Source organism: Rhizobium sp. CECT 9324 (genome assembly GCF_918741265.1).
GTDB lineage: Bacteria > Pseudomonadota > Alphaproteobacteria > Rhizobiales > Rhizobiaceae > Allorhizobium.
The window spans coordinates 4,030,098-4,049,974 of sequence record NZ_CAKKMZ010000001.1 but is presented as its reverse complement, the minus strand read 5'-3'; the positions used below and the strand labels follow the sequence as shown (position 1 = coordinate 4,049,974).

The following is a 19,877-nucleotide window of genomic DNA, read 5'->3' as shown; positions in this document are numbered from 1 at the left end:
CGCCCGTCGACTGGTTGCCGACGAGCGGTTGAAAATGCTCCGAATTTCAAATGCCGTTGTTCCTGCTGATGTGAATCGGACCGTCCGGTCAAATCACTTGAACGTGGCAATTCAGAGTTCAAGCACCATTCCGTCGCGCGCAGCGACTGTTTCGGCAAAGCGATCCTGCGCCATTTGCTCCAGTCGGTCGAGTTCGTCGTCGGTTCGTGATGGGGAATGATGGAAAAGGACCAGTTTTCGGGTGGAAGCCTGCTTGGCGAGCTTCACGCCCTGTTCCCAGGTCGAATGACCAAAGCCCTTGTATTTCAACATCTCGTCTTCGGTATACGCTGCGTCATAGACGGCGATATCGGCTTGGCGCATCAGCTCCAGCGCGGTTGGGTCAAGGATGCCGGGTTGATGTTCGATGTCGTAGACCAGCGCCAGCGATTTGCCCTCCCACTCGATCCGGTAGCCGATCGCGCCGCCGGGGTGGTCGAGCAGGAATGTGCGGATCGTGATCCCCTCGATCGGCGTGAGGACATCGCCGGCATGAAAATCGTGAAAGATCAGGTTTGCCTTGCAGATATTCGTGTCGATCGGTGTCCAGGGTGGACTGATGAAGCGGCTGACCATCTCACGCGTTGTCATCTGCCCCGCGAGATGTCCCGACCAGATGTTGACGCTTGCAGCAGGATTGTAGATCGGTTTGAAGAAGGGCAGGCCGATGATGTGGTCATAATGACAGTGGCTGAAGAACAGATGGGACTGCTTCAGGCCTTGCTCCAACATTTCCATGCCGACTTCGCGGATGCCGGAACCGGCGTCAAACAACAGCCGATGCTCGCCGCAACGGACTTCGATGCAGGGCGTGTTGCCACCATAGCGCTGGAATTGAGGGCCGGAGACGGGAATGCTGCCCCTCGAACCCCAAAATTTGATCGAAAACACGTTCTCTTTCATTCATTCATACAATTGTGCCGGGTGTGCTGGGCGCATCGCACAAAACCCTGTCTGTAGCCAATCGCCTTTTTCACCTGATTGCAAGTGGCCATTCATCTGTGGGGTTAATGTGCCAAGAGGCATTGGTCGAAAGTTCCAGCCGTCACGACTTGGGCGGAATGCGTATCGCACGTTCGATCGAGCGACCAAGAACGCCGAGGAATAGGGTGAGGAACGCCTGCACGCTGTTTTGCTCCGCGAGGCCCGCATCGCCGAATTCATGCGCCAGAATCCGGTAGATCCGCAGTCTGTCGGCCGGAATCCAGGGGAGTGCGTCGGTACTGCCCTGACGCAGGCGGTACCAGTCGACCACGAGCTGCAGAGTTGAGGACGTGCCGAGGCTTGCCCGGTCAAGGCCACGCGCTTTCGCCATGTCGTCAAGGATCCCAGACAGTGTTTGGTCCCCTTTGCATGCAAGCAACGCTTGGCGCGCATGGCCGTGTTGGCAGGGTTTTGCAATCAAAAGGAGGCAAAGATCCGCAAGCGAAGCATGGTGGGCAAGCTCGCATAATTCCTCGGGCCAGTCTCTGGGCAAATAGCGGCTGACAACGAGGGCGTGCATGTGCCGATGGAGGAATTCGCCATAGTTCCGCGCTTGCAGCGCCTGCTCGGGTGTCGAGGGGTTGTGGCCGGTCTCTGCCCGGTAAAGATCAAGAAGATCGGGATCCAGGGGCATTGATGCCAGCGATACGGTCTCGATCTCGGTCGTTTCAGTGCCCGCGCGAACGATGTTGAAGCCGGCTGGGTATGCGACGAGGGACGGAACCGCGAAATTGGTCAATGTCTCGCCGCCGGTTGTCCAGCTTGAACGGGCCGCAACATGCAGATGGCCGCTGAAATGCACCCTTAGGCCGGCCCGGACCAGCGCATCTGCAACAGCTGGCTCCGGCGTTCTCCGGACGATCCCGGTCGTGCCGAACAGGGCCTGTTCACTGCCGGTGGCATCCTCAAACGGATCGATCGCCGGATAGTGGGAGAATGCCAGGAGGCGCTTTCCCAAGCTGTGGGCGCGGGCGCAGACATCCACGATCCACTCGAGAAGGTAGGGTTTGACGCGCAGCAGAGCATTCCAGCCGGCATTAGAACTGTCGAGGAAGGCTTTCTTGCGGGAGATGTCGCGGTTGCCGTTGCGGGGCTCGAAGACATTGGCGTCGATCATCAACAGCCAGAGACCGTCCTCCGGCTCGACCAGATAGGACGCATCGACCAGCCGGCGCACTGTCAGGCCGTCGGCGGAGTGAAGGTCGTGCTGGCGCAGGTGCATGTCATCCGAGCGACCGAAGGGGGTCTCCCAGTGCAGGTAGGCGGGGTTTCGGTTCAGTCCGAATTCCGCCATCGGCAACAGGCCGTCCGGCATGCCGCCGCAGTACATTTTCGGCGTAACGATCGGTTGACCGGGGTCGGAGGCCGCAACTTCGGCATCGCTGGTCACCAGTGTCGTGGTGCCGGACGCGTTGAGAAACCGAGTGCTTTGGTGTTTGCCGAAGGGGCCGAAGACATCGTGGTTTCCGGGGATCGCGTAGAAAGACAACCGGTGCCGGTCGCGCCAGTGGCGGAGCAGACGCACCAGGCTTCCGGTCGTCGCCAGCTGTCCATCATCGGTGTAATCGCCGAGGAGGACCACGTGTCGAATGCCGCGGATGCAAACTTGCTCCAGGGCGGCGGGAAGGGCGGCGTAGCTTTCGTTGAAGACGCGGGTTGATCGGGCGGTATCGCCCCAGCTGCGGACCGTCAGTCGACGGTTGCCGATGCGGACCCCTTCGAAATCGTAATCACCCTCAATGTCGTGAAAATGCGCATCGGCGATGACGGCGATCGCTGGCAATTCTGGGCCGGGCCCGCGCACGACCGTTCAGGCCTTTCGACGATAGAGGAAATAGCGGTCGGGATCGACCGTCGATGGAATTGGCAAAGGTGCGAGAGAGGGATGCTCCAGGGGAAGACCACTAATCGCCACGCCATCCGGCGCAAGGGCTGCGCTGACGATGTCGGGCAGCCAGGTCAGCGTGATGGCATCCTTGTCCGGATAGCCGGTGCCGATATCGGCATGAACGAGGGCTGCCCCCTGTCCCGCAAAGGCTCTTGCGGTTTCGCCGATTTCGCCGATCACCAGGTTTTCAGGTTCTGGCGTGGAGGATGCATGTGCTCCGAGCGCGCGGTCGAAGGCGACGATGCGGCGTCCGGGAAAGCGGTCGCGCAGATGGTCGAAGGTCCGGCCGTTGCCGAGGCCGATTTCGAGAATGGCACCTGTCGGCAAGAGGGGCACGTTGTCGCGGACGTGATCGATAATATCGCGCTGTGCCGACATACGGCGAATGAAACTGTCCAAACGGCTCATGAAATTGGTCCATCATTGTCGATGCCGAGCGACACCTTATGCCTTGACGATATTGTCGCCACCGATCTGCCGACGCGAAAAGACGTTTCGCGTGTCGATGATCAACGGGCTCCATTTGGCGAGGGCGGCGTAGTCGACATTATCGTGATCGGTTGCGATCAGCACCGCGTCGAAGCCCTTTATCACCTCTTCGCTCCATGCCACTGATGTCCGGCCCTTGAGCATGCTGTATTCGCGCGTTGAGGGGATTTCGGCGACATGCGGATCGTAATAACAGGCGGTGCCGCTGCGTTCTTCGATCAGCTTCATCAGCTTCAGGGACGGACTTTCGCGGATGTCGGGTACATTTTTCTTGTAGGCCAGGCCGATCACCAGAACTTTCGATCGGCTGAGCGCCTTGCCGAGGCGGATATCCAAGGCTTCAGCCAGCTTTTCAACGATATGGCGCGGCATTGCGGAATTGATTTCGCCGGCAAGCTCAATGAAGCGGGTCGGCAGTTCATATTTCCGCGAGATCCATGTCAGGTAGAAGGGATCGATCGGGATGCAGTGGCCGCCAAGGCCCGGACCCGGATAGAAGGGCATGTATCCAAACGGCTTGGTGCTGGCCGCGTCAACGACTTCCCAGATGTCGATGCCCATGGCGTCGTAGATGATCTTGAGCTCGTTGACCAAGGCGATGTTGACGGCGCGAAAGACGTTTTCCGTCAGTTTCACGGCTTCAGCGGTGGCAGTCGATGATACGGGCACGACGGTCTTGACCACCGCGCCGTAGAAGCTTTTTACGAGCGATGTGGCGTGCTCGCCATCGCCGGCGACGACTTTCGGAATGGTCGATGTCTGGAAATCTCGATTGCCCGGATCTTCCCGTTCCGGTGAAAAGCCGAGGAAGAAGTCCTGCCCGGACTTCAAGCCGCCGGCCTCGAGCGTCTGTCTCACCAGGCCATCCGTCGTGCCGGGATAGGTGGTCGATTCCAGCACGATCAACTGGCCGGGCCGCAAGGTGCGGGCGATTTCCTCGCATGTCTTTCGGACATAGGACATGTCCGGGTCGCGATGATGCGTCAGGGGCGTTGGGACACAGATGGCAATGACATCGCAGTCGCCGAGCTGGGAAAAATCCGAGGTAGCCGAAAAACGTCCCGCCTTGCGCTCCTCGCCGAGGATGTCGTCGGGCACCGCTTCGATGTAGCTACGACCGGCCTCGATCGAGACGATCTTGGTCGGATCGATATCGAAGCCGGTCACCGGAAAGCCGGCGCGGGAGGTGGTGATCGCGAGCGGCAACCCGACATAACCGAGCCCGATGACGCCGACACGGGCGCTACGCGACTGGATGTGCTGGAGCAACAACTCGTGAGAATGCAAAGGTGTTGGCATCGGTACTCCGTGCACTTATACAAGATCGGCACGTTCAGATGGGAGAGTTTAGCCGGCATGTCAAGTCTGGTTCAGGGGTGCACGCTCGGCACTGACATGCGCATTCGTGGGACATTTATCCTGCGTTTCCGACGTCAATTTTTCGTGCCTGCGCGCGCTGCGGCGGTCTATGCATCGTCATGAAGATTGCCTTTTATTCTCCGCTGAAATCACCAAACCACCCGGTTCCATCGGGAGATCGCCTGATGGCCCGGCAATTGATCGCTTGCCTGAAACGATGCGGCCATCGCGTCGAGATCGTCTCGGAACTCAGGGCCTTCATTGCCGATCCAGCGGATGAGCAAGGGCGCGACGCACTGCTGGACGATGCAGACGCGGAGATTGCACGTCTTCGTGTGGTTTGGGAACAGCAAGGCAGACCGGATCTGTGGTTTTGCTACCACCCGTATTACAAGTCGCCGGATCTGATCGGTCCGGCCCTGTGCACGCTGTTCTCGCTGCCTTATGTAACCGCGGAAGCCTCCTATTCGCATCGCCGCAATATCGGCGTCTGGACCGGTCTGCAGGATCGCGTTCTGGAAGGGGTTCGCCACGCCGCAGTGAATATCTGCCTGACTGGTCGCGATCGGGCCGGGCTGCAGGCGTCGGCGCCTGAGGCGGTGGTTGCCAGCCTGAAACCTTTCATAGATGCGGACGCTACGCTTAAAACGATGCCGCAGCCTGAACCTTTTCGTCTGGCGACCGTGGCGATGATGCGTGCCGGCGACAAGCTGGCGAGCTACCGGGCTCTGGCCCAAGCTCTGGCGCTGATCCACGATGTGCCGTGGCGCCTGTCAATAGTCGGGGACGGTCCGATGCGTGACGACGTGCACGTATTGTTTGCCGGCTTACCAGACGGACGCATCGAATGGCATGGTCAACGGGAGCCTGGCGAGGTGGCTGACATTCTTTCGCGCAGTGCACTCTATGTCTGGCCGGGATGCGGCGAAGCCTACGGGCTTGCCTATCTGGAGGCGCAATCCGCCGGGGTTCCCGTGGTTGCCTGGGCAACGGCGGGGGTGCCCGAAGTGGTTGACAGCGGGACGACCGGTATTTTGACAGCGCCGGACGACGTCGACGCCTTTGCGGCTGCGATTTCAGACTTGCTGAATAATGACGAGGAGCGCCGCCGAATGGCTTCAAATGCGCGTCTACGTGTGCTTCGGGACCATTCTCTGGATGCTGCCAGCCGGACGCTCGATGGCATTCTTCACAGACACCTGGAGAGCCAGCCGTGATCGGACGCACTGACCTGAAGCCGCTGATCGAAGCGCTTGATCGCCGCGCCGAGATCGGCGACCCCTTGCAGCTGTGGCTGCGTGACGACGACGCGATTGAGCCGAGTGCGCCACTCGATCGTCTGCTTGAACTGACGCAGCGACATCAGGTGCCGCTCGTTCTGGCCGTCATTCCAGCCTTTACCGGTCATGCTCTGCAGAAAAGGTTGGCGAGCGCCGGCACCGTGGAGGTGGTGGTGCATGGCTGGTCGCACCGCAATTATGCTGGGGTCGGTGAAAAAAGCCAGGAACTGGGACAGCATCGACCGACGGGTGCCGTGCTCGATGAGCTGGCGCGTGGTCATGCTCTGCTTGCAGGTCTGTATGATACCCGCTTCGTGCCAATGCTTGTGCCGCCGTGGAACCGGATTGATCAGCAGGTTGTTGCAAACCTGCCCGGCCTAGGTTTTGAATCCCTGTCGGTGTTCGGACCTGAAAAGCCCGCGCCGCTGACAATGCTGAACACACATGTCGATATCATCGACTGGCGTGGCACGCGGGGCGGGCGGTCCGTCGATGCTGTGGTCGCAGATCTGGTCTCATCCTCGCGGACGCATAGGGGAGCGCTCGGATTGCTGACCCATCATCTCGTGCATGACTCAGCGGCCTGGGACTTGATGGAGCTGATTTTGGAGGCAACAGCGCGCCATGCCGGTTGCGAATGGCGATCAGCGAGGGATCTGATGGCCCAATCCGCCGTGAATTGACGCTTGTTCGCGTGTGTGAACGCAGAGGTTACGGTCAGGCCGACAGAACAACGCATCATTCCACCGCTGTGCGGCCGCACAAGCTGATTAGTGTGAGGTCGCCATGCGTTCGCCGAGAATACGCATGGTTTCGGCCATGGTGCGCGGGCAACTGGCCAAGATCTTGAGAAAGTAGTCTTTGCTGATCCGAAGTGCTTCGACCGGGGTGGCAGCCTTGACCGTCGAGTTGCGTGGGCGGTCGCACAGGATTGCGATTTCGCCGACCACGGACCGACAGCCGACTTCGGCAATCTTGGTTTCGCCGGCAGGGCTGTCCATGATGATGTCCACGGCACCCGACAGGATGACATAGGCCGCATCGCCGGTATCACCCTGGTGAAACAATTCCTGCCCGGTGCCGTAAATGACCCGGTCAGAGGCGAACGCAAGCAGTTTCAATTTTCCAGCATCCATGCCGGAAAAAAGAGGTACACCGCGTAACATCTGCACTTCGTCATTCAGGATCATCATATTCACCTGCCTCGAAAAATTGCGTTCCGACTGCCCTATCACCAACTATGCTATCAATTGCTTATAGACCGAACCGTTTTCGACAATTGTCTCGTAGGACCCATCTTCGGCCACAGTTCTGTCGTTAAAAGCAATCACCCTCTGAAAGTGTTTTGCGAGGGGTGTGTTCGAAAGTACCCAGACCACCGCTGGAGTATCACCATCCTTTGCCAGAAACGCAAGGGATGCATCGACGATCCGTTCCTGAAGATGGTGATCGAGACCCGAAAGCGGACGATTGAAGATATAGTAGTCCGATTTGCGGATCAGAGCCCGGGCGAAGCTGAGCTTGAGGCGCTGCGAATGGGACAGCCGTCGTCCCGCCGCCCCGATATTGTATTCCAGACCAAGCGCGAACAGAGCCTGAAACAGGCCCGGCTGCGCACGCATCAGCGAGGAGCCGATTTCGCGTAGCTGCTTGGCAGCATCGCTGAAACGGTGATTGACCTTACCGAAGATGATATTCTCGATCAGATTGCCCGACGACAGATACGCTGCCGGATCATAACGCTCGATATATCCGCGCAGCGTTTCCGGCAGGTGGTCGTGGAACCGATGCCGGACTTCGACGATCTTAGCCATCAAAGCCTGGTCAAGAAGACCGAAACGGTGTCTCGGCTCGACGTAGAAGAAGCTCAGGCGAATAAGTGCGATCCGGTCTTCTTCCCCGATATTGCGCAAGGAATGGCCGCTCAGACGTTGCAGACGCTGCTGGTAGGCCGGGATTTCCTCCGGTGTCATATAGGTCAGGCGCTCAAAGAACGGGTGGTCGAGCGGCAGATCCTTGAACAGCTCCACGGTGTTTTCGGCAATCGCCATGCCCATCTTGAACAGCGCGTCTCCGAGGCCGCTTTCGTCCATCATGGTGCGGAAATAGGCGGTCTTGGCGATGGCCTGGATGGCGCCGTCCGAGCTCATCATGCCGAAGAACAGATTTTCGCCGACCATAGCCTCGGTGTTGTAGCGGTCTTCCTCGAAGGGGATGACAAGGCTGTTGAGGTTCTGGCGCTCGAGTTCCTCGCGCAGCTTGCGGCGAAGCTGTACGATATGCGCCGCAAGTGACGGTTCGCTCTCTGCATTGATGGTCGAATGCAGGGCAAGCTGGAGAACGTCTTCGGCCAGGTCGACAACCTCCAGGACTTCTCGCATCGCGTCGAAAAGTCCGTCCATGTCCTGTGCACGCGTCGAACCGATGTCGATCCAGTTGCTGTTCAGGTCGAAATCGACATTGCCGGATCTTTTGGCCTCGAGAATGTCCCATCTGCGCTTGTCAGCGGCCGCGCCCTTGTAGGGCACGGCGGCGGTCGGGGCGTGCTTGAGCCCGTACAGGAGATTGTCCTTCAACGAGCCGAAGAACAGATAGGCATCGGGGGCGGCATAGGAAATCCTGCGGCCGGTGATCGCTTCCGGGAGTGAAAATATGTCGTCCTCTCCCGCGCTGACCTTGCCGGCGGTTGGACGGGTAATGCGGCCCAGCGCTTCCGCCAAGGCATCCGCGCCGCTGGCCGCCGTGCCGATGATCGCCACCGTTTCGCCGGGCGATATCTTGATCGAAACATGCTCCAGAATTCGGGCGCCGTTGTCGTCCTCGACCATCAGATTGTTGGTGCTGAGTGGATGGTTCATCGGGCCGGCACTCGACGGCTCAAGCGCCTGAATCTCGGCATCCAACAGTTGGTCGGCTTCGAACTGTTCGACGACCTGTTCGTATTTGACCTGCACGTCCTGGCGGGCCAGATCCCAGTCGATCAATTCCTTCAGCGGTCCCGGCAGTTCCTTGTAGGCATTGATGACTGCGACCAATTGCCCGACATCGAGCTTTCCGACGATCGTCAGATAACCGCCGATGACGTAAAACAGGAATGGCGTAACCTGAGCCAGGAAGTTGTTCAGGAATTTCACCATGAACTTCCACTGGTAGATATCGTAGCGGATGCGGAAGATGTAGCCGAGCCGCGATGCGATGTCGGCGCGCTCGAAGTTGGACGTGTCGAAGGCATGAACCGTGCCGATGCCATCGACGATTTCGGTGACCCTACCTGCGAGTTGCCTTGCACTGATCTGGCGCTCGCGGCCGAGTTCAATCAGGCGGCGGCGCATACGCGGAATGATGCCGACCTGCACGATGGCCATGGCGAAGGCGACGAAGCCGAGCCAGAAATGCTGCATGAAGATGAAGATCAGCGCGGTCAGCGCCTGGCCGCCGAGAAGTGCCGGCTGAACGAAGGCATCGGCGGTGAAGCCGCCGAGTGGCTCGACCTCGTCCTTGACCATGCTGGCGATTTCACCCGCCTTGATCCGCTTGAAATATTTCGGCGGAAACCGCAAAATCCGATCGATCAGCTCGAAGCGGATACGCCGAAGCAAGCGCTCCCCCAGTCGCCCCTTGTAGGTATTGATATAGAATTTGAACAAGCCGTTGATGATGACGAGCATCAGGAACGTCAGGCTCAACGCCATCAATGACGGCAGACGCTCCAGCGGCAGGCCGGGGAAAAGCTCGACATTGCCCCAGAACGGTATGTCCAGGGTCAGGTGCATGAACAGCTGCGTGTCGCCAGCTTTGGTGAAACCATCGCCCTGTATCGGGCCATTGACGATCTGCTTGGGCAGATCGAAAGCGAGATAATAGGGGATCATCGACAGGGCGACAAACAACAGAATCCAGAGTTGCTGGCGGCTTGTGTGGTTCCAGATATATCTGGCGAGGTTTGGTTCCATGGAAAACTTCTATGCGTTTTTTCAGGCTGCAGCTATCCAGGGACAAGCTGAGGGCGTCTTTAGCATCATAGCTGGGAAGTGGAACGCCTGTTTAGAAGGTCCCTCAGCAGCTCCGCCGTTCGATTTGCCCCATCCAGTTGCAAAACGGGCACATCCGGCAGATCGGCGGGGTCCAGCGCTCGGCCGATCGCAGCAATCATGGTGTCGCAGGATAGTGCGTTCTCCGGCAGGACGACGGCGAGCCCCATGCGCTGCAGCCTCTCGGCGCGCGCCGTCTGTTCAGTTTCACCGCCGGATGCGAATGGCACGAGTATGGACCGGCACCCCGCCTGCTGAATATCGCAGACGGTGTTGTAGCCAGCCTGGGAGATGGACAGCCTGGCTGCGGTCAGGAGGCTGCGGAAATCGGTGCGGAAACGGACAAGCTCGACATGGTCCGGGGTCTCTGCGGCAAAACGCTCGAAATCCGACTGCGGTAAATTGGGACCTGCGATGATGCACCAGCGACCAAGATCGGTCAGCTGCCTTGAAGCGGCGAGAGCGGCGTCGATCAGGCCGGCACCGACGGCGCCGCCGCCCGCCGACACGACAATGTCAAAGCGTTCCACAGGCGGTGCGGCTGGCCGTCCGGTGACCAGGCCGGTATAGGCGATGCGATCGGCGATCGAACGGGTCAGCGGGAATGTGTCTTCGAGCCGGACGAAGGCAGGATCGCCATGGACCAGAACGCGGTCGAAATGACGGTCGATCAGAGCAACGGTTTCCTCATCGCGGCCGGGCTTTGCCCGCTCCTGGAGGATGTCGCGCAGCGATGTCAGGAGAAACGGCCGCGGCGTGGTCGCCTTGATTGCCTCGATCAGCGGAAGCAGTTCAAAACGCACCTGCCGGCGACCGAAGGGAAAGGCTTCCAGGATGACGATATCGGGTTTTCGCTCGTGATAGGCTGTCAGCAGGCGGTCGCGGCGATTGGCCTTGAAGGCGTCGTCGACGATGTGGCCATCGGCATCGACCAGTTGCGAAAACCCGCCCTCGCCGACAGCGATTGGCGGCAAGACGATATGGTCGATGCCCGCTGCAGGAAAACCCGCGACTGGCATGCCTCCGGTCACCAGCGTCACGTCAAACTCGTTCTCGGCAAGCGCCTGAACGATGTGGCTTGCCCTCGCCAGATGGCCGATGCCAAGCAGATGCTGGACGTAGAACAGAACGCGGGGCCGGTCTGCAATTGCCGGTGTTTGCGTCATTTCATCGCCTGCCATTCATTTTCAAACAGCGTCTTCAATTGTCCGACACTGGAATGGTAGTCGAAGCTGCGGCGTACCTGGTGCTCGGCCGCTTGCCCAAGCCGACTGCGCAGGTCCGGATCGCGGATTGCCCGTTCCAGTGCATTGGCCAGAGCCTGCGGATCTTCCGACGGCACCAGCAGGCCGTTCTCGTCGTCCTTGAACAATTCGGGGATGCCGGAAATATCGGAGGCAACACAGGCCAGGCGCTGGCTTGCTGCCTCAACAAGAACATTGGGAAGCCCGTCACGGTCGCCATCGCTGGTGATCCGGCAGGCCAGCGCGAAGATATCGGCCGTGCGATATGCCTGGAGTACATCCTTCTGATCGACGGCGCCCAGCCAGGTGATCCTGTCGTCAATGCCCAGTTCATGCGCCAGCTTCTTCAGCTTCGGCCTCTCGCCACCGTCGCCGGCATGGACGAAGCGCCAGTGCAGGTCCGATGGCAGGAGGGAAAAGGCTTTGAGCAGGACATCGTAGCCCTTTTTCTCGACTGCCCGCCCAACGCTGATCAGGGTGACCGGATCGTCACTGCGGCTACCATCGCGCGCGGGACGCACTCCGTCGAAATGTGGAAAGCGGTTCAGATCGAGCCCGTGGTAACTCAGGTGAATGTGGCTGACATCGTCCGGGCCGAGCGTCTGCAGGTGTTCGTAGCCGGTTCGCGTGCAGGTGACCGCCCAACTGGCACTTGCGAGCTTGGAGGACAGCTCCCAGTCCTTGGATGTCCAGATATCCTTGGCATGGGCGGATACCGTCCATGGAATGTTGAGGATCCGGCTGGCATAGGCGGCCACGGATGCCGGCGTGTGGATGAAATGCGCGTGCAGCCATCCCCCACCCTCGGGCCATTCGTTGACGAGCACGGCCGCCTGTCCGAAACGGCGAAAACGGTTGCGGGTGAAATCACGGCGCAGATCCGCGCGAAACTGTGCAAAGGCGGCGCGGAATCCCGGCAGCTTGCGGCTCGCCCACACGGCGCGCAGAACGCGGATCGGCTCCTGGTGGAGATATTCAGGCAAATAATGAACCGGGGCCTGGATTTCATCGTGAACGGCATGCCGCTTCTTGTCAGTGGGACGCCTGAGTGCGACGAGAACCAGTTCAAGGCCGGCCTTTTCCAGACCCAGCAATTCCTGCGCGATGAAGGTTTCCGACAGACGCGGATATCCCTTCAACAGCACGATGATTTTACGGGCATGCAGCAAATTCAACGGGCCTCTTCTGTCACGGCAGGGATCAATTCGCGCCGGGCCAGCTCACAGCCGACCATGCGGGCGATATTGCTCAGGCCTTCAAGATGCAGGCCTGCATTGTTGCTTGATGGCGGCAGACGACTCGGCAGCGCCTTCAATGCGGCGGCAAGCCGCTTGGGATCACGCGATTCCTCCGGCCTCAGCATGTCGATCAGGCCTAGTTCGGCCGCGCGCGTGGCGCGGATCAGTTGTTCCTCGCGGGGCATCACGCGCGGAATGATCAGAGCCGGCTTGTCGAAGGAGAGGATTTCGCAATAGGTATTGTAGCCGCCCATCGCCACCACCGCCTTGGAACTGGCGATCAGTTCCTCCATGCGTGTGTCGAACTCGATTACCTCGATGTAGGGAATTGCGGCGCCCTTCTTTGCAAACGTGGTGCGTTGCTCCGCTGGCATGTAGGGGCCGAGAACGATCAAAGCCTTGTGGGTCAGGGTCGGGTCCTGCTGATACGCCTGGATCACGTCTTCGACCAGATCCGCGCCGTCGCCGCCACCACCGGTGGTGACGAGGATATAGTCGCCATCCGGCTGATGCAGCGAGCGATCCTGATGCGGTGCGCTTCTCTGCAGGAAGCCGACAAAATTCATCTTGTCACGGACGGGAGTTGGCACGTCGAGACCAACGAGTGGATCGTAGAAATCCGGCGGTCCGTAGACCCAGATGTCGTCGTAGAATTTCTCGATCTTCTGCATGACATCCTTGCGCTTCCATTCTGCCTCAAGCAGATGCGGCGCATCCATGACTTCGCGCAGGCCGAGGATCAGCTTGGTTCCGCGTCCCTTGAGGTAGGCTAGAGTTTCCTCGACTTCGCCGCCAAGGCCCATGGGTTCCTTGTCGATGATGAAGATATCAGGCTTGAATGTCTCCGCGGTATGGCGAATGATCGACCGCCGCATGTTCAAGGTGTCCTCAAGGTCGATGTGGCGCTCAAGCGATGTGTATTCGCCATTGCGCAGCTTGATGACACTCGGGATTTTGACGAAATCGACGCGGGCGCGGTAATCGAAGGCGCCGGCTATCGTTGCGCCCGAAATGATCAGCACGTTGAGACCGCGATATTCCTCGACCAGCGCGTGGGCAATCGTCCGGCACCGGCGAAGGTGCCCGAGACCAAACGTGTCATGGCTGTACATCAGGATGCGAGCCTGCTCAAAACTCCGCGTCATGAACGAAGTCCCTCGGCTCCAGTGGAAGCCGCATGAGTGCTGGGAGGATTCCTGCGCATCGAAATTCCGTTTCACTTATAGGGGTCGGCCGCATCGCGTAGACCGTCACCAAGAAAATTGAAAGCCAAAATAACCAGGATGACGGGCACCACAGGGAACAGTAGCCAGGGATAAAGTGCGATGATATTGACGCTGCGCGCCTCGGTCAGGAGGATGCCCCAGCTGGTGATCGGCGGACGCAGGCCGATACCGAGGAAGCTCAAGGCGGTTTCGCCGAGGATCATGCCGGGAATGGTCAGGGTCGCGCTGGCGATCAGATGCGACATGAAACCGGGAACGAGGTGGCGCCGAATGATGCGGGCGCTTCCGGCCCCCATCACCTGGGCAGCCAGTACATAGTCTTCCTCGCGAAGCGAGAGCAGTTTCGAGCGAACCGCACGGGCAAGTCCCGTCCAGTCGAGCAGGCCCAGAATGACGGTGATGCCGATATAGACCAGGATCGGGCTCCAGGTGACCGGGATGATCGCCGCAAGCGCCATCCACAGTGGGATGCTCGGGATCGACTGCAGGACCTCGATGACGCGCTGGACCAGAAGATCGAAGACCCCGCCGTGATAACCTGCCAATCCGCCGATGACGATGCCGAGGACAAAACTCATCATCACGCCGAGGATGCCGATCGTCAGCGATATGCGCGCGCCATAGATGATGCGCGAGAGCATGTCGTGGCCGAGCCGGTCGGTGCCAAGCAGGAAGAGCTGGCCGCCTTCGGCCGGGCAGACCAGATGCAGATTGGCGTCAAACAGGTTCCAGAACCGGTAACCGTCACCGCGGCAGAAAAAGCGCAGTTTCTGAACATCATCGGTATTGTCGATGTAGACCCTCTTCAGTGTGTCCATGTCGAGCGTCATGCGCTGGCCATAGACGAAAGGGCCGACAAAATTGCCCTCATGCATGAAGCGCACGGTCTGCGGCGGGGTATGAATGAAGTCGATATTTTTGGTGTGCAGGTTGTAGGGCGCCAGGAACTCGCTGAACAGAATGCTCACATAGACCAGGATCAGAAAAATGCCGGAGAACAAAGCCATCTTGTGGCGGCGAAACTGCCACCACATCAGTTGGAATTGCGACGCCTGGGCGATGTGTTTCATTTCCTCGACCTTGCGCTCGGCGGCGTAAGGATCGAATGCAGCACTCGAGACGTAGTGTCCCATCGGCGCGCCGGGTTCGGGAAGGGGCGTCTTCATTTCTGGCTTCCTCCGCCGAGGCGAATGCGCGGATCGAGGATGGCCAGCGCAATGTCGGAAACAAGCACGCCGATGACCGTGAGGAAGGCGAGGAACATCAGGAACGAACCGGCCAGATACATATCCTGGCTCTGCAGCGCCTTGATCAGCATCGGGCCAGTCGTTTCAAGAGACAGCACGATTGCGGTGACTTCCGCACCGGAAATGATCGCCGGCAGAATGGAGCCGATGTCGGAGATGAAGAAATTGAGCGCCATGCGCAACGGATATTTCAGCAAAACGCGCAGCGGATGCAGGCCTTTGGCTCTGGCTGTCACCACATACTGCTTGTGCAGTTCATCGAGAAGATTGGCGCGAAGACGGCGGACCATGCCCGCGGTTCCCGCCGTGCCGATGATGATCACGGGTATCCAGATATGCGACAGGATCGAGCGGAACTTTTCCCAACTCATCGGCGCATTGAGGAATTCACGGTCCATCAGGTGACCGATCGAAACGCCGAACCAGATGTTGGCGAAATACATCATGACCAGAGCGAGCATGAAGTTCGGGACGGCAATGCCGATCAGGCCGAGAAAGGTCAGGCCGTAATCGCCCCAGCTGTACTGGTGGGTGGCTGAATAGATCCCGATCGGAAAGGCCAGAAGCCAAGTGAAGATGATCGTCAGGAACGATACAAGCACGGTCAGCCAGAGCCGGTCGCCGACGACATCGGAGACCGGCAGGCGGTATTCGAACGAATAGCCGAAATCGCCAACCAACATGCCGCCGACCCAATGAATGTAACGCAGGACGGGCGGCCTGTCGAAGCCATAGCGGGCGCGCAGTTCCTCGATCTCGGCCATGTCGGCGGCTTCGCCCATGGCACGCAGCTCGGAAACGTAGCTTTCGAAATAGTCGCCGGGCGGCAGCTCAATGATCGTGAAAACCAGAATGGAAATCAGAACCAAGGTCGGGACCATCACAGCAATGCGCCATAGGATGTATCGCAGCATGATCACACGTTTCTATCGTACCAAAAGGTGTCCGGCATGTAGACACCGAGATAACTGGTCGGGTCGAAGCCGAACAGCGCCTTGTCGGGAATGTTGCGCAGCCTTATCGATCTTGCAACCGGTTGCAGGCCGCCGTTGACGGTGCCGATGCTGAAAACCTGCTGCGTGTAATGAGACAGCATTTCACCCCAGATCCTCGTTCTCTCCTCGACCGTCGTCGTCTGGCGCCAGGCCCGAAGCCTGTCGACCATATACTGGACCTCGGGCATGTCGGGCGCTTTGCCCTTTGTCTCGGCCGAGGCAAAATACATGCCCCAAAGCGGCCACTGCAACTGGTCGTCCGAGCTTGGTGCCAGTCCGTTGGGGGACATTTCCGAGGTCGGAACGCCGTTGTCGAGGCCCTGCCAGACGGACATCATGATCTGACCGCCAATGGCGCGGCTGCGGAAGATGTCGCGTTGAGACGTGCGAATGAAAAGAGACAGGCCGACCTTGTGAAAATGGTCGGTAATGAGTTCCAGCACATCGGTTTCCAGCGTGCTTTCACCGGCGCTTTCGATGATGATATTGGCGGGCCGCCCATCCGGCAGAAGCCGCGTTCCAGCGTCATCGCGGCGATTGAGCCCGGCGTCGTCGAGCAGTTTGTTCGCCTGGTCGGGGTCATGCGACGACCACGCGGCTGCGTATTCTGGCTTGAAAAGCGGGCTTTCCGGCAGGATTGTATCGGCGCTTGGCTGGGCCAGCCCGTAGAAGATCGCCTTGTTGAGTTCGTTGCGATCAATCGCCAACGACATGGCCCGGCGCACGCGTACGTCGCGAAACACCTGCCGCCAGCCATCGTCGACACAGTTCAGGTTCGGCAGCAAGGCCACCATCGAACCCTGCGTCCGCTTCCACAGTGTCACCTTGAGTGGATAGATTTTCTCCGCTTCCTTCAGAAGCGTGTAGTCGGAGAAGTCCAGGCCAACGAATTGAAGTTCGCTTTCGCCTGTTGCCGTCTTCGCGGCGATGATGTCCGGAGAACTGACATTCAAGATGAGCCGGTCGATGTAAGGCAATTGCTGGCCATTTTCATCGACGCGGTGAAAGTAGGGGTTGCGCTCGAAAATGAACTGCTCGGCCGGGGGCGCGATCGTCGGGTGCCACGGCTCAAGCGTCGGAAGATCGGGGTTTTCCGGACGTTGCTGACGCGACATCTTGATGTGCAGCAGTCGCCAGTCATCGACCCGGTGATGGCGGACAAGCTCCTCCAGTGCCTTTGGATCCTGGTACTTGGCGTGAAACTGCCGCAGATAGGCAGAGGGAAGAGCCAGCGCGACAGGAATGGCTGAGGCCAATTTCGGCAGGAAGTCGGGGATCGGACTGTCCCACGTATAGCGGATCGTCAGCGGATCAATGACTTCGAAAAGAGGCGGCTTTCCATTGACCAGAAGATCCACCGGCGGGCCGCCTTTGTGGATGTCACGGTTGAGAATGACGTCGTCCCAGCAATAGCGGAAGTCCTCGGTGGTAAATGGATCTCCATTCGACCACTTGTGGCCCTCGCGCAGGCGGAATTCGAAAATGCGCTCTTCTTCGACGGTATAGGATTGAAGAATATCGGCCTGCAGCTGCAGTTTCTCGTCATAGCCGACCAGACGGGCGTAGCCGTTGATTGGCATTAGCCGAACGTCTCGCTGGCCACCGATCAGCATGCGCGCCGCGCCGCCATGTTGGCCTGGCTTGCGCCCCATGGATTGCAGATTGACAAGGCGAGGCTGCTTGGGAATGCGGTCTGCAACAGGGGGCAGCCGTCCTGCTTCGACTGCTGCGTTCAGGTAGTCGGACTGACTGTAGGCAGCACGCGCGACGCCCGGAAGGACGGCGGATGCCAGCATGCCCAAGGCGGTTCGGCGCGTGATCACAGAGCCAGTTCCCGTATGTCGACATTCTTGCGGGCGAGGACGAAATGGCCGCCCCCGAGATCTGCCGGCGCCATGACACCCTCTTCGTCGCTATCGCAGAATGCTTTCGCCCAGTTGCCACGTGACACGGCACTGGTCTGGCCAGCCGTGGCAAAATTCAGCGGGCGGTCAAGGTCGGGGAAGGCAACGGCATCCAGCAGTGCTTTCGTATAGGGGTGGACTGGTGCGGTCATGATCACTTCCCGAGGTGCAATTTCGACGATGCGGCCGGCCCACATTACGGCAACCCTGTCAGCCATATAGTCGACGACGGCAAGATTATGGGAAATGAACAGGTATGTCAGTCCGAGGTCCTTCTGCAAGTCTTTCAACAGATTGAGAATCTGCGCCTGAACGGAAACATCGAGAGCCGAAACCGGTTCATCGCAAATGATGAGGCTCGGTCCGAGCGCCAGGGCGCGGGCAATGCCTATTCGTTGACGCTGGCCGCCGGAAAAGCTGTGCGGGTAGCGCTTCAGCGATGCCTCGTCGAGGCCGATCGCCTTGATCAGGGCCTTGACCGCCATCTTGCGTTTGGCCACGTCGCCATGGCCGTGGATATCGAGTGGTTCGCTGAGAATATCGCCGATGGTCATGCGTGGTGACAGCGACGACAGCGGATCCTGGAAGACCATCTGGATCTTGGTGCGCAACGCGCGCAGTTCCGCGCCCTTGGCATTCAGGACATCGATCGGGCCGGCGCCATCGTCGAAGATGACAGAACCGGTGTCGGGTTCGACGGCGCGCATCAGGATCTTGCTGACCGTGGTCTTGCCGCAGCCGCTCTCGCCGACAAGCCCCAGACATTCGCCGCGCCTTATGTCAAAGCCGACACCATCGACAGCGGGCGTTGTCTTGGGTTTTTCGCGGGCGAAGCCTGGCAGCTTCCAGTTTTCCTTGCGGGTCTCGAATGTCTTGCTGAGGTTGTCGACTTTCAGAATGATGTCGGGGCCCGAGCGGGCCTGGAATTTCTTGCCGAGCAGGTTTTCCTGATTGACCTCGATTTCCCGCAAGGGCTTCAGGCGGTCACCGCGTTTCATGCCGAAATGTGGAATGGCCGCCATCAGGCCCTTCAGATAGGGGTGTTCCGGTTTGCGGAAAATCGTGTCGACCGGACCCGCTTCCATGATCTCGCCCTGGTAGATGACGACAACCTCGTCGGCGATATTGGCGACGACGCCGAGATCGTGGGTGACCAGCAGAATGGCCATGTCCATTTCGGCCTGCAGATCGCGCAGCAGTTTTAGGATCTGCGCCTGGATGGTCACGTCGAGCGCCGTGGTCGGCTCATCGGCGATCAGCAGTGCGGGGCCGCAGATCAGGGCCATGGCAATCATCGCGCGCTGCCGCATGCCGCCGGACAGCTCGAACGAATACATGTCGAAGACCTTGCGGGGATCAGGAAAGCCGACCCGAGACAGCATGTGCTCGCACAGTTCGCGCACTTCAGTGCCCTTGAGGCCGCTGTGAATGTGCAGCGCTTCGCCGATCTGGTTGCCAATCGTGTGCAAGGGCGAGAACGAGGTCATCGGTTCCTGGAAGATCATCCCCATCCGTCCACCACGGATCGACCGGATTTTTTGGCCATCCTGGGGAAGGGGGAGAATGTCGATCTGGCCGTTGTCTGACAGCGGATCATCGAACAGGATCTTGCCTGAGACATTTGCCGTTGGTGGCTGAAGGCCCATAACTGTCTGGCTGATGACCGATTTGCCCGAGCCCGATTCACCGACAAGCGCCGTCACCTTGCCGGGAAGGACCCGCAGGTTGGCATTTCTGACCGCAGTCATGCTTGCGCCCATGATCGAAAACGAGACGTGCAGGTTCTCAATTCGCAACAAGTCCTTTGACGGGCGCATTTCGCTTGGACTCATATTTGCCTTCTCGCCCCTTGGATGCTTCTGCATTCCGCTTATAATGTTGCTTGATGACGAGATTAGCGTGTGCTTCGTTTCTGTCCACGCCTTTCTTTTGTGCGGCTTTTGTCCCTTCAGG

The 19,877-nt window shown here is 59.2% G+C and carries 15 protein-coding genes; 2 read left to right on the top strand and 13 right to left on the bottom strand.

The window, feature by feature from the left end:
- Window positions 1–111: 111 nt before the first annotated feature.
- From LQ231_RS19530 to LQ231_RS19515, 4 genes are all read right to left on the bottom strand, one after another.
- Complete coding sequence (locus LQ231_RS19530) at window positions 112–942, bottom strand: MBL fold metallo-hydrolase (protein WP_113142969.1); 831 nt, start codon at window positions 940–942, stop codon at window positions 112–114.
- Between the two features lie 142 nt (window positions 943–1,084).
- Window positions 1,085–2,827, bottom strand: a complete 1,743-nt coding sequence (locus LQ231_RS19525; protein ID WP_230173092.1) for a metallophosphoesterase — start codon at window positions 2,825–2,827, stop codon at window positions 1,085–1,087.
- A gap of 6 nt (window positions 2,828–2,833) precedes the next feature.
- Window positions 2,834–3,319, bottom strand: coding sequence for a class I SAM-dependent methyltransferase (locus LQ231_RS19520; protein ID WP_230173090.1), 486 nt, complete (start codon window positions 3,317–3,319; stop codon window positions 2,834–2,836).
- 36 nt (window positions 3,320–3,355) lie between these two features.
- Entirely contained in the window at window positions 3,356–4,699 is a 1,344-nt protein-coding gene (locus tag LQ231_RS19515) for a nucleotide sugar dehydrogenase (protein ID WP_230173089.1), read from the bottom strand.
- 179 nt (window positions 4,700–4,878) lie between these two features.
- Between LQ231_RS19515 and LQ231_RS19510 the strand changes: the two genes are divergently transcribed.
- Window positions 4,879–5,976 carry a glycosyltransferase family 4 protein gene (locus tag LQ231_RS19510; RefSeq protein ID WP_230173087.1) on the top strand — a complete coding sequence of 366 codons (1,098 nt, stop codon included), beginning with the start codon at window positions 4,879–4,881 and terminating at the stop codon, window positions 5,974–5,976.
- Window positions 5,973–6,722 carry a polysaccharide deacetylase family protein gene (locus LQ231_RS19505; RefSeq protein ID WP_230173085.1) on the top strand — a complete coding sequence of 250 codons (750 nt, stop codon included), beginning with the start codon at window positions 5,973–5,975 and terminating at the stop codon, window positions 6,720–6,722. Before LQ231_RS19510 ends, LQ231_RS19505 begins: the two co-directional genes overlap by 4 nt.
- Before the next feature lie 87 nt (window positions 6,723–6,809).
- On the opposite strand, the gene LQ231_RS19500 is transcribed toward LQ231_RS19505, so the two are convergent.
- From LQ231_RS19500 to LQ231_RS19460, 9 genes are all read right to left on the bottom strand, one after another.
- Window positions 6,810–7,229: a cyclic nucleotide-binding domain-containing protein gene (locus LQ231_RS19500; protein ID WP_113143027.1), complete on the bottom strand. Its 420-nt coding sequence runs from the start codon at window positions 7,227–7,229 to the stop codon at window positions 6,810–6,812.
- Window positions 7,230–7,277: 48 nt separating this feature from the next.
- Window positions 7,278–9,992: an ABC transporter transmembrane domain-containing protein gene (locus LQ231_RS19495; RefSeq protein WP_230173083.1), complete on the bottom strand. Its 2,715-nt coding sequence runs from the start codon at window positions 9,990–9,992 to the stop codon at window positions 7,278–7,280.
- Between the two features lie 65 nt (window positions 9,993–10,057).
- A complete protein-coding gene (locus LQ231_RS19490; RefSeq protein ID WP_230173081.1) occupies window positions 10,058–11,236 on the bottom strand; it encodes a glycosyltransferase in 1,179 nt (392 codons plus the stop codon).
- The gene (locus LQ231_RS19485; RefSeq protein WP_230173428.1) at window positions 11,233–12,483 is read right to left on the bottom strand and encodes a glycosyltransferase family 4 protein; all 1,251 of its coding nucleotides are present in this window, start codon (window positions 12,481–12,483) and stop codon (window positions 11,233–11,235) included. Before LQ231_RS19485 ends, LQ231_RS19490 begins: the two co-directional genes overlap by 4 nt.
- Window positions 12,484–12,485: 2 nt before the next feature.
- Window positions 12,486–13,697 carry a glycosyltransferase family protein gene (locus tag LQ231_RS19480; protein WP_113142977.1) on the bottom strand — a complete coding sequence of 404 codons (1,212 nt, stop codon included), beginning with the start codon at window positions 13,695–13,697 and terminating at the stop codon, window positions 12,486–12,488.
- A 71-nt stretch (window positions 13,698–13,768) separates the two neighbouring features.
- Window positions 13,769–14,944: an ABC transporter permease gene (locus LQ231_RS19475; RefSeq protein ID WP_113142978.1), complete on the bottom strand. Its 1,176-nt coding sequence runs from the start codon at window positions 14,942–14,944 to the stop codon at window positions 13,769–13,771.
- The gene (locus LQ231_RS19470) at window positions 14,941–15,939 is read right to left on the bottom strand and encodes an ABC transporter permease (protein WP_113142979.1); all 999 of its coding nucleotides are present in this window, start codon (window positions 15,937–15,939) and stop codon (window positions 14,941–14,943) included. Before LQ231_RS19470 ends, LQ231_RS19475 begins: the two co-directional genes overlap by 4 nt.
- Before the next feature lie 2 nt (window positions 15,940–15,941).
- Window positions 15,942–17,843 carry an ABC transporter substrate-binding protein gene (locus LQ231_RS19465; RefSeq protein ID WP_113142980.1) on the bottom strand — a complete coding sequence of 634 codons (1,902 nt, stop codon included), beginning with the start codon at window positions 17,841–17,843 and terminating at the stop codon, window positions 15,942–15,944.
- Window positions 17,840–19,741: an ABC transporter ATP-binding protein gene (locus LQ231_RS19460; RefSeq protein WP_230173427.1), complete on the bottom strand. Its 1,902-nt coding sequence runs from the start codon at window positions 19,739–19,741 to the stop codon at window positions 17,840–17,842. The genes LQ231_RS19465 and LQ231_RS19460 overlap by 4 nt, the downstream gene beginning before the upstream one ends.
- Between the last annotated feature and the right edge of the window lie 136 nt (window positions 19,742–19,877).

Bases quoted from the DNA above. Each gene is read 5' to 3' on its own strand.
- LQ231_RS19510 (WP_230173087.1), top strand. From the start codon at position 4,879: ATGAAGATTGCCTTTTATTCTCCGCTGAAATCACCAAACCACCCGGTT.
- LQ231_RS19515 (WP_230173089.1), bottom strand. From the start codon at position 4,699: ATGCCAACACCTTTGCATTCTCACGAGTTGTTGCTCCAGCACATCCAG.
- LQ231_RS19495 (WP_230173083.1), bottom strand. From the start codon at position 9,992: ATGGAACCAAACCTCGCCAGATATATCTGGAACCACACAAGCCGCCAG.
- LQ231_RS19460 (WP_230173427.1), bottom strand. From the start codon at position 19,741: ATGCGCCCGTCAAAGGACTTGTTGCGAATTGAGAACCTGCACGTCTCG.
- LQ231_RS19500 (WP_113143027.1), bottom strand. From the start codon at position 7,229: ATGATCCTGAATGACGAAGTGCAGATGTTACGCGGTGTACCTCTTTTT.
- LQ231_RS19530 (WP_113142969.1), bottom strand. From the start codon at position 942: ATGAAAGAGAACGTGTTTTCGATCAAATTTTGGGGTTCGAGGGGCAGC.
- LQ231_RS19490 (WP_230173081.1), bottom strand. From the start codon at position 11,236: ATGACGCAAACACCGGCAATTGCAGACCGGCCCCGCGTTCTGTTCTAC.
- LQ231_RS19475 (WP_113142978.1), bottom strand. From the start codon at position 14,944: ATGAAGACGCCCCTTCCCGAACCCGGCGCGCCGATGGGACACTACGTC.
- LQ231_RS19480 (WP_113142977.1), bottom strand. From the start codon at position 13,697: ATGACGCGGAGTTTTGAGCAGGCTCGCATCCTGATGTACAGCCATGAC.
- LQ231_RS19520 (WP_230173090.1), bottom strand. From the start codon at position 3,319: ATGAGCCGTTTGGACAGTTTCATTCGCCGTATGTCGGCACAGCGCGAT.
- LQ231_RS19470 (WP_113142979.1), bottom strand. From the start codon at position 15,939: ATGCTGCGATACATCCTATGGCGCATTGCTGTGATGGTCCCGACCTTG.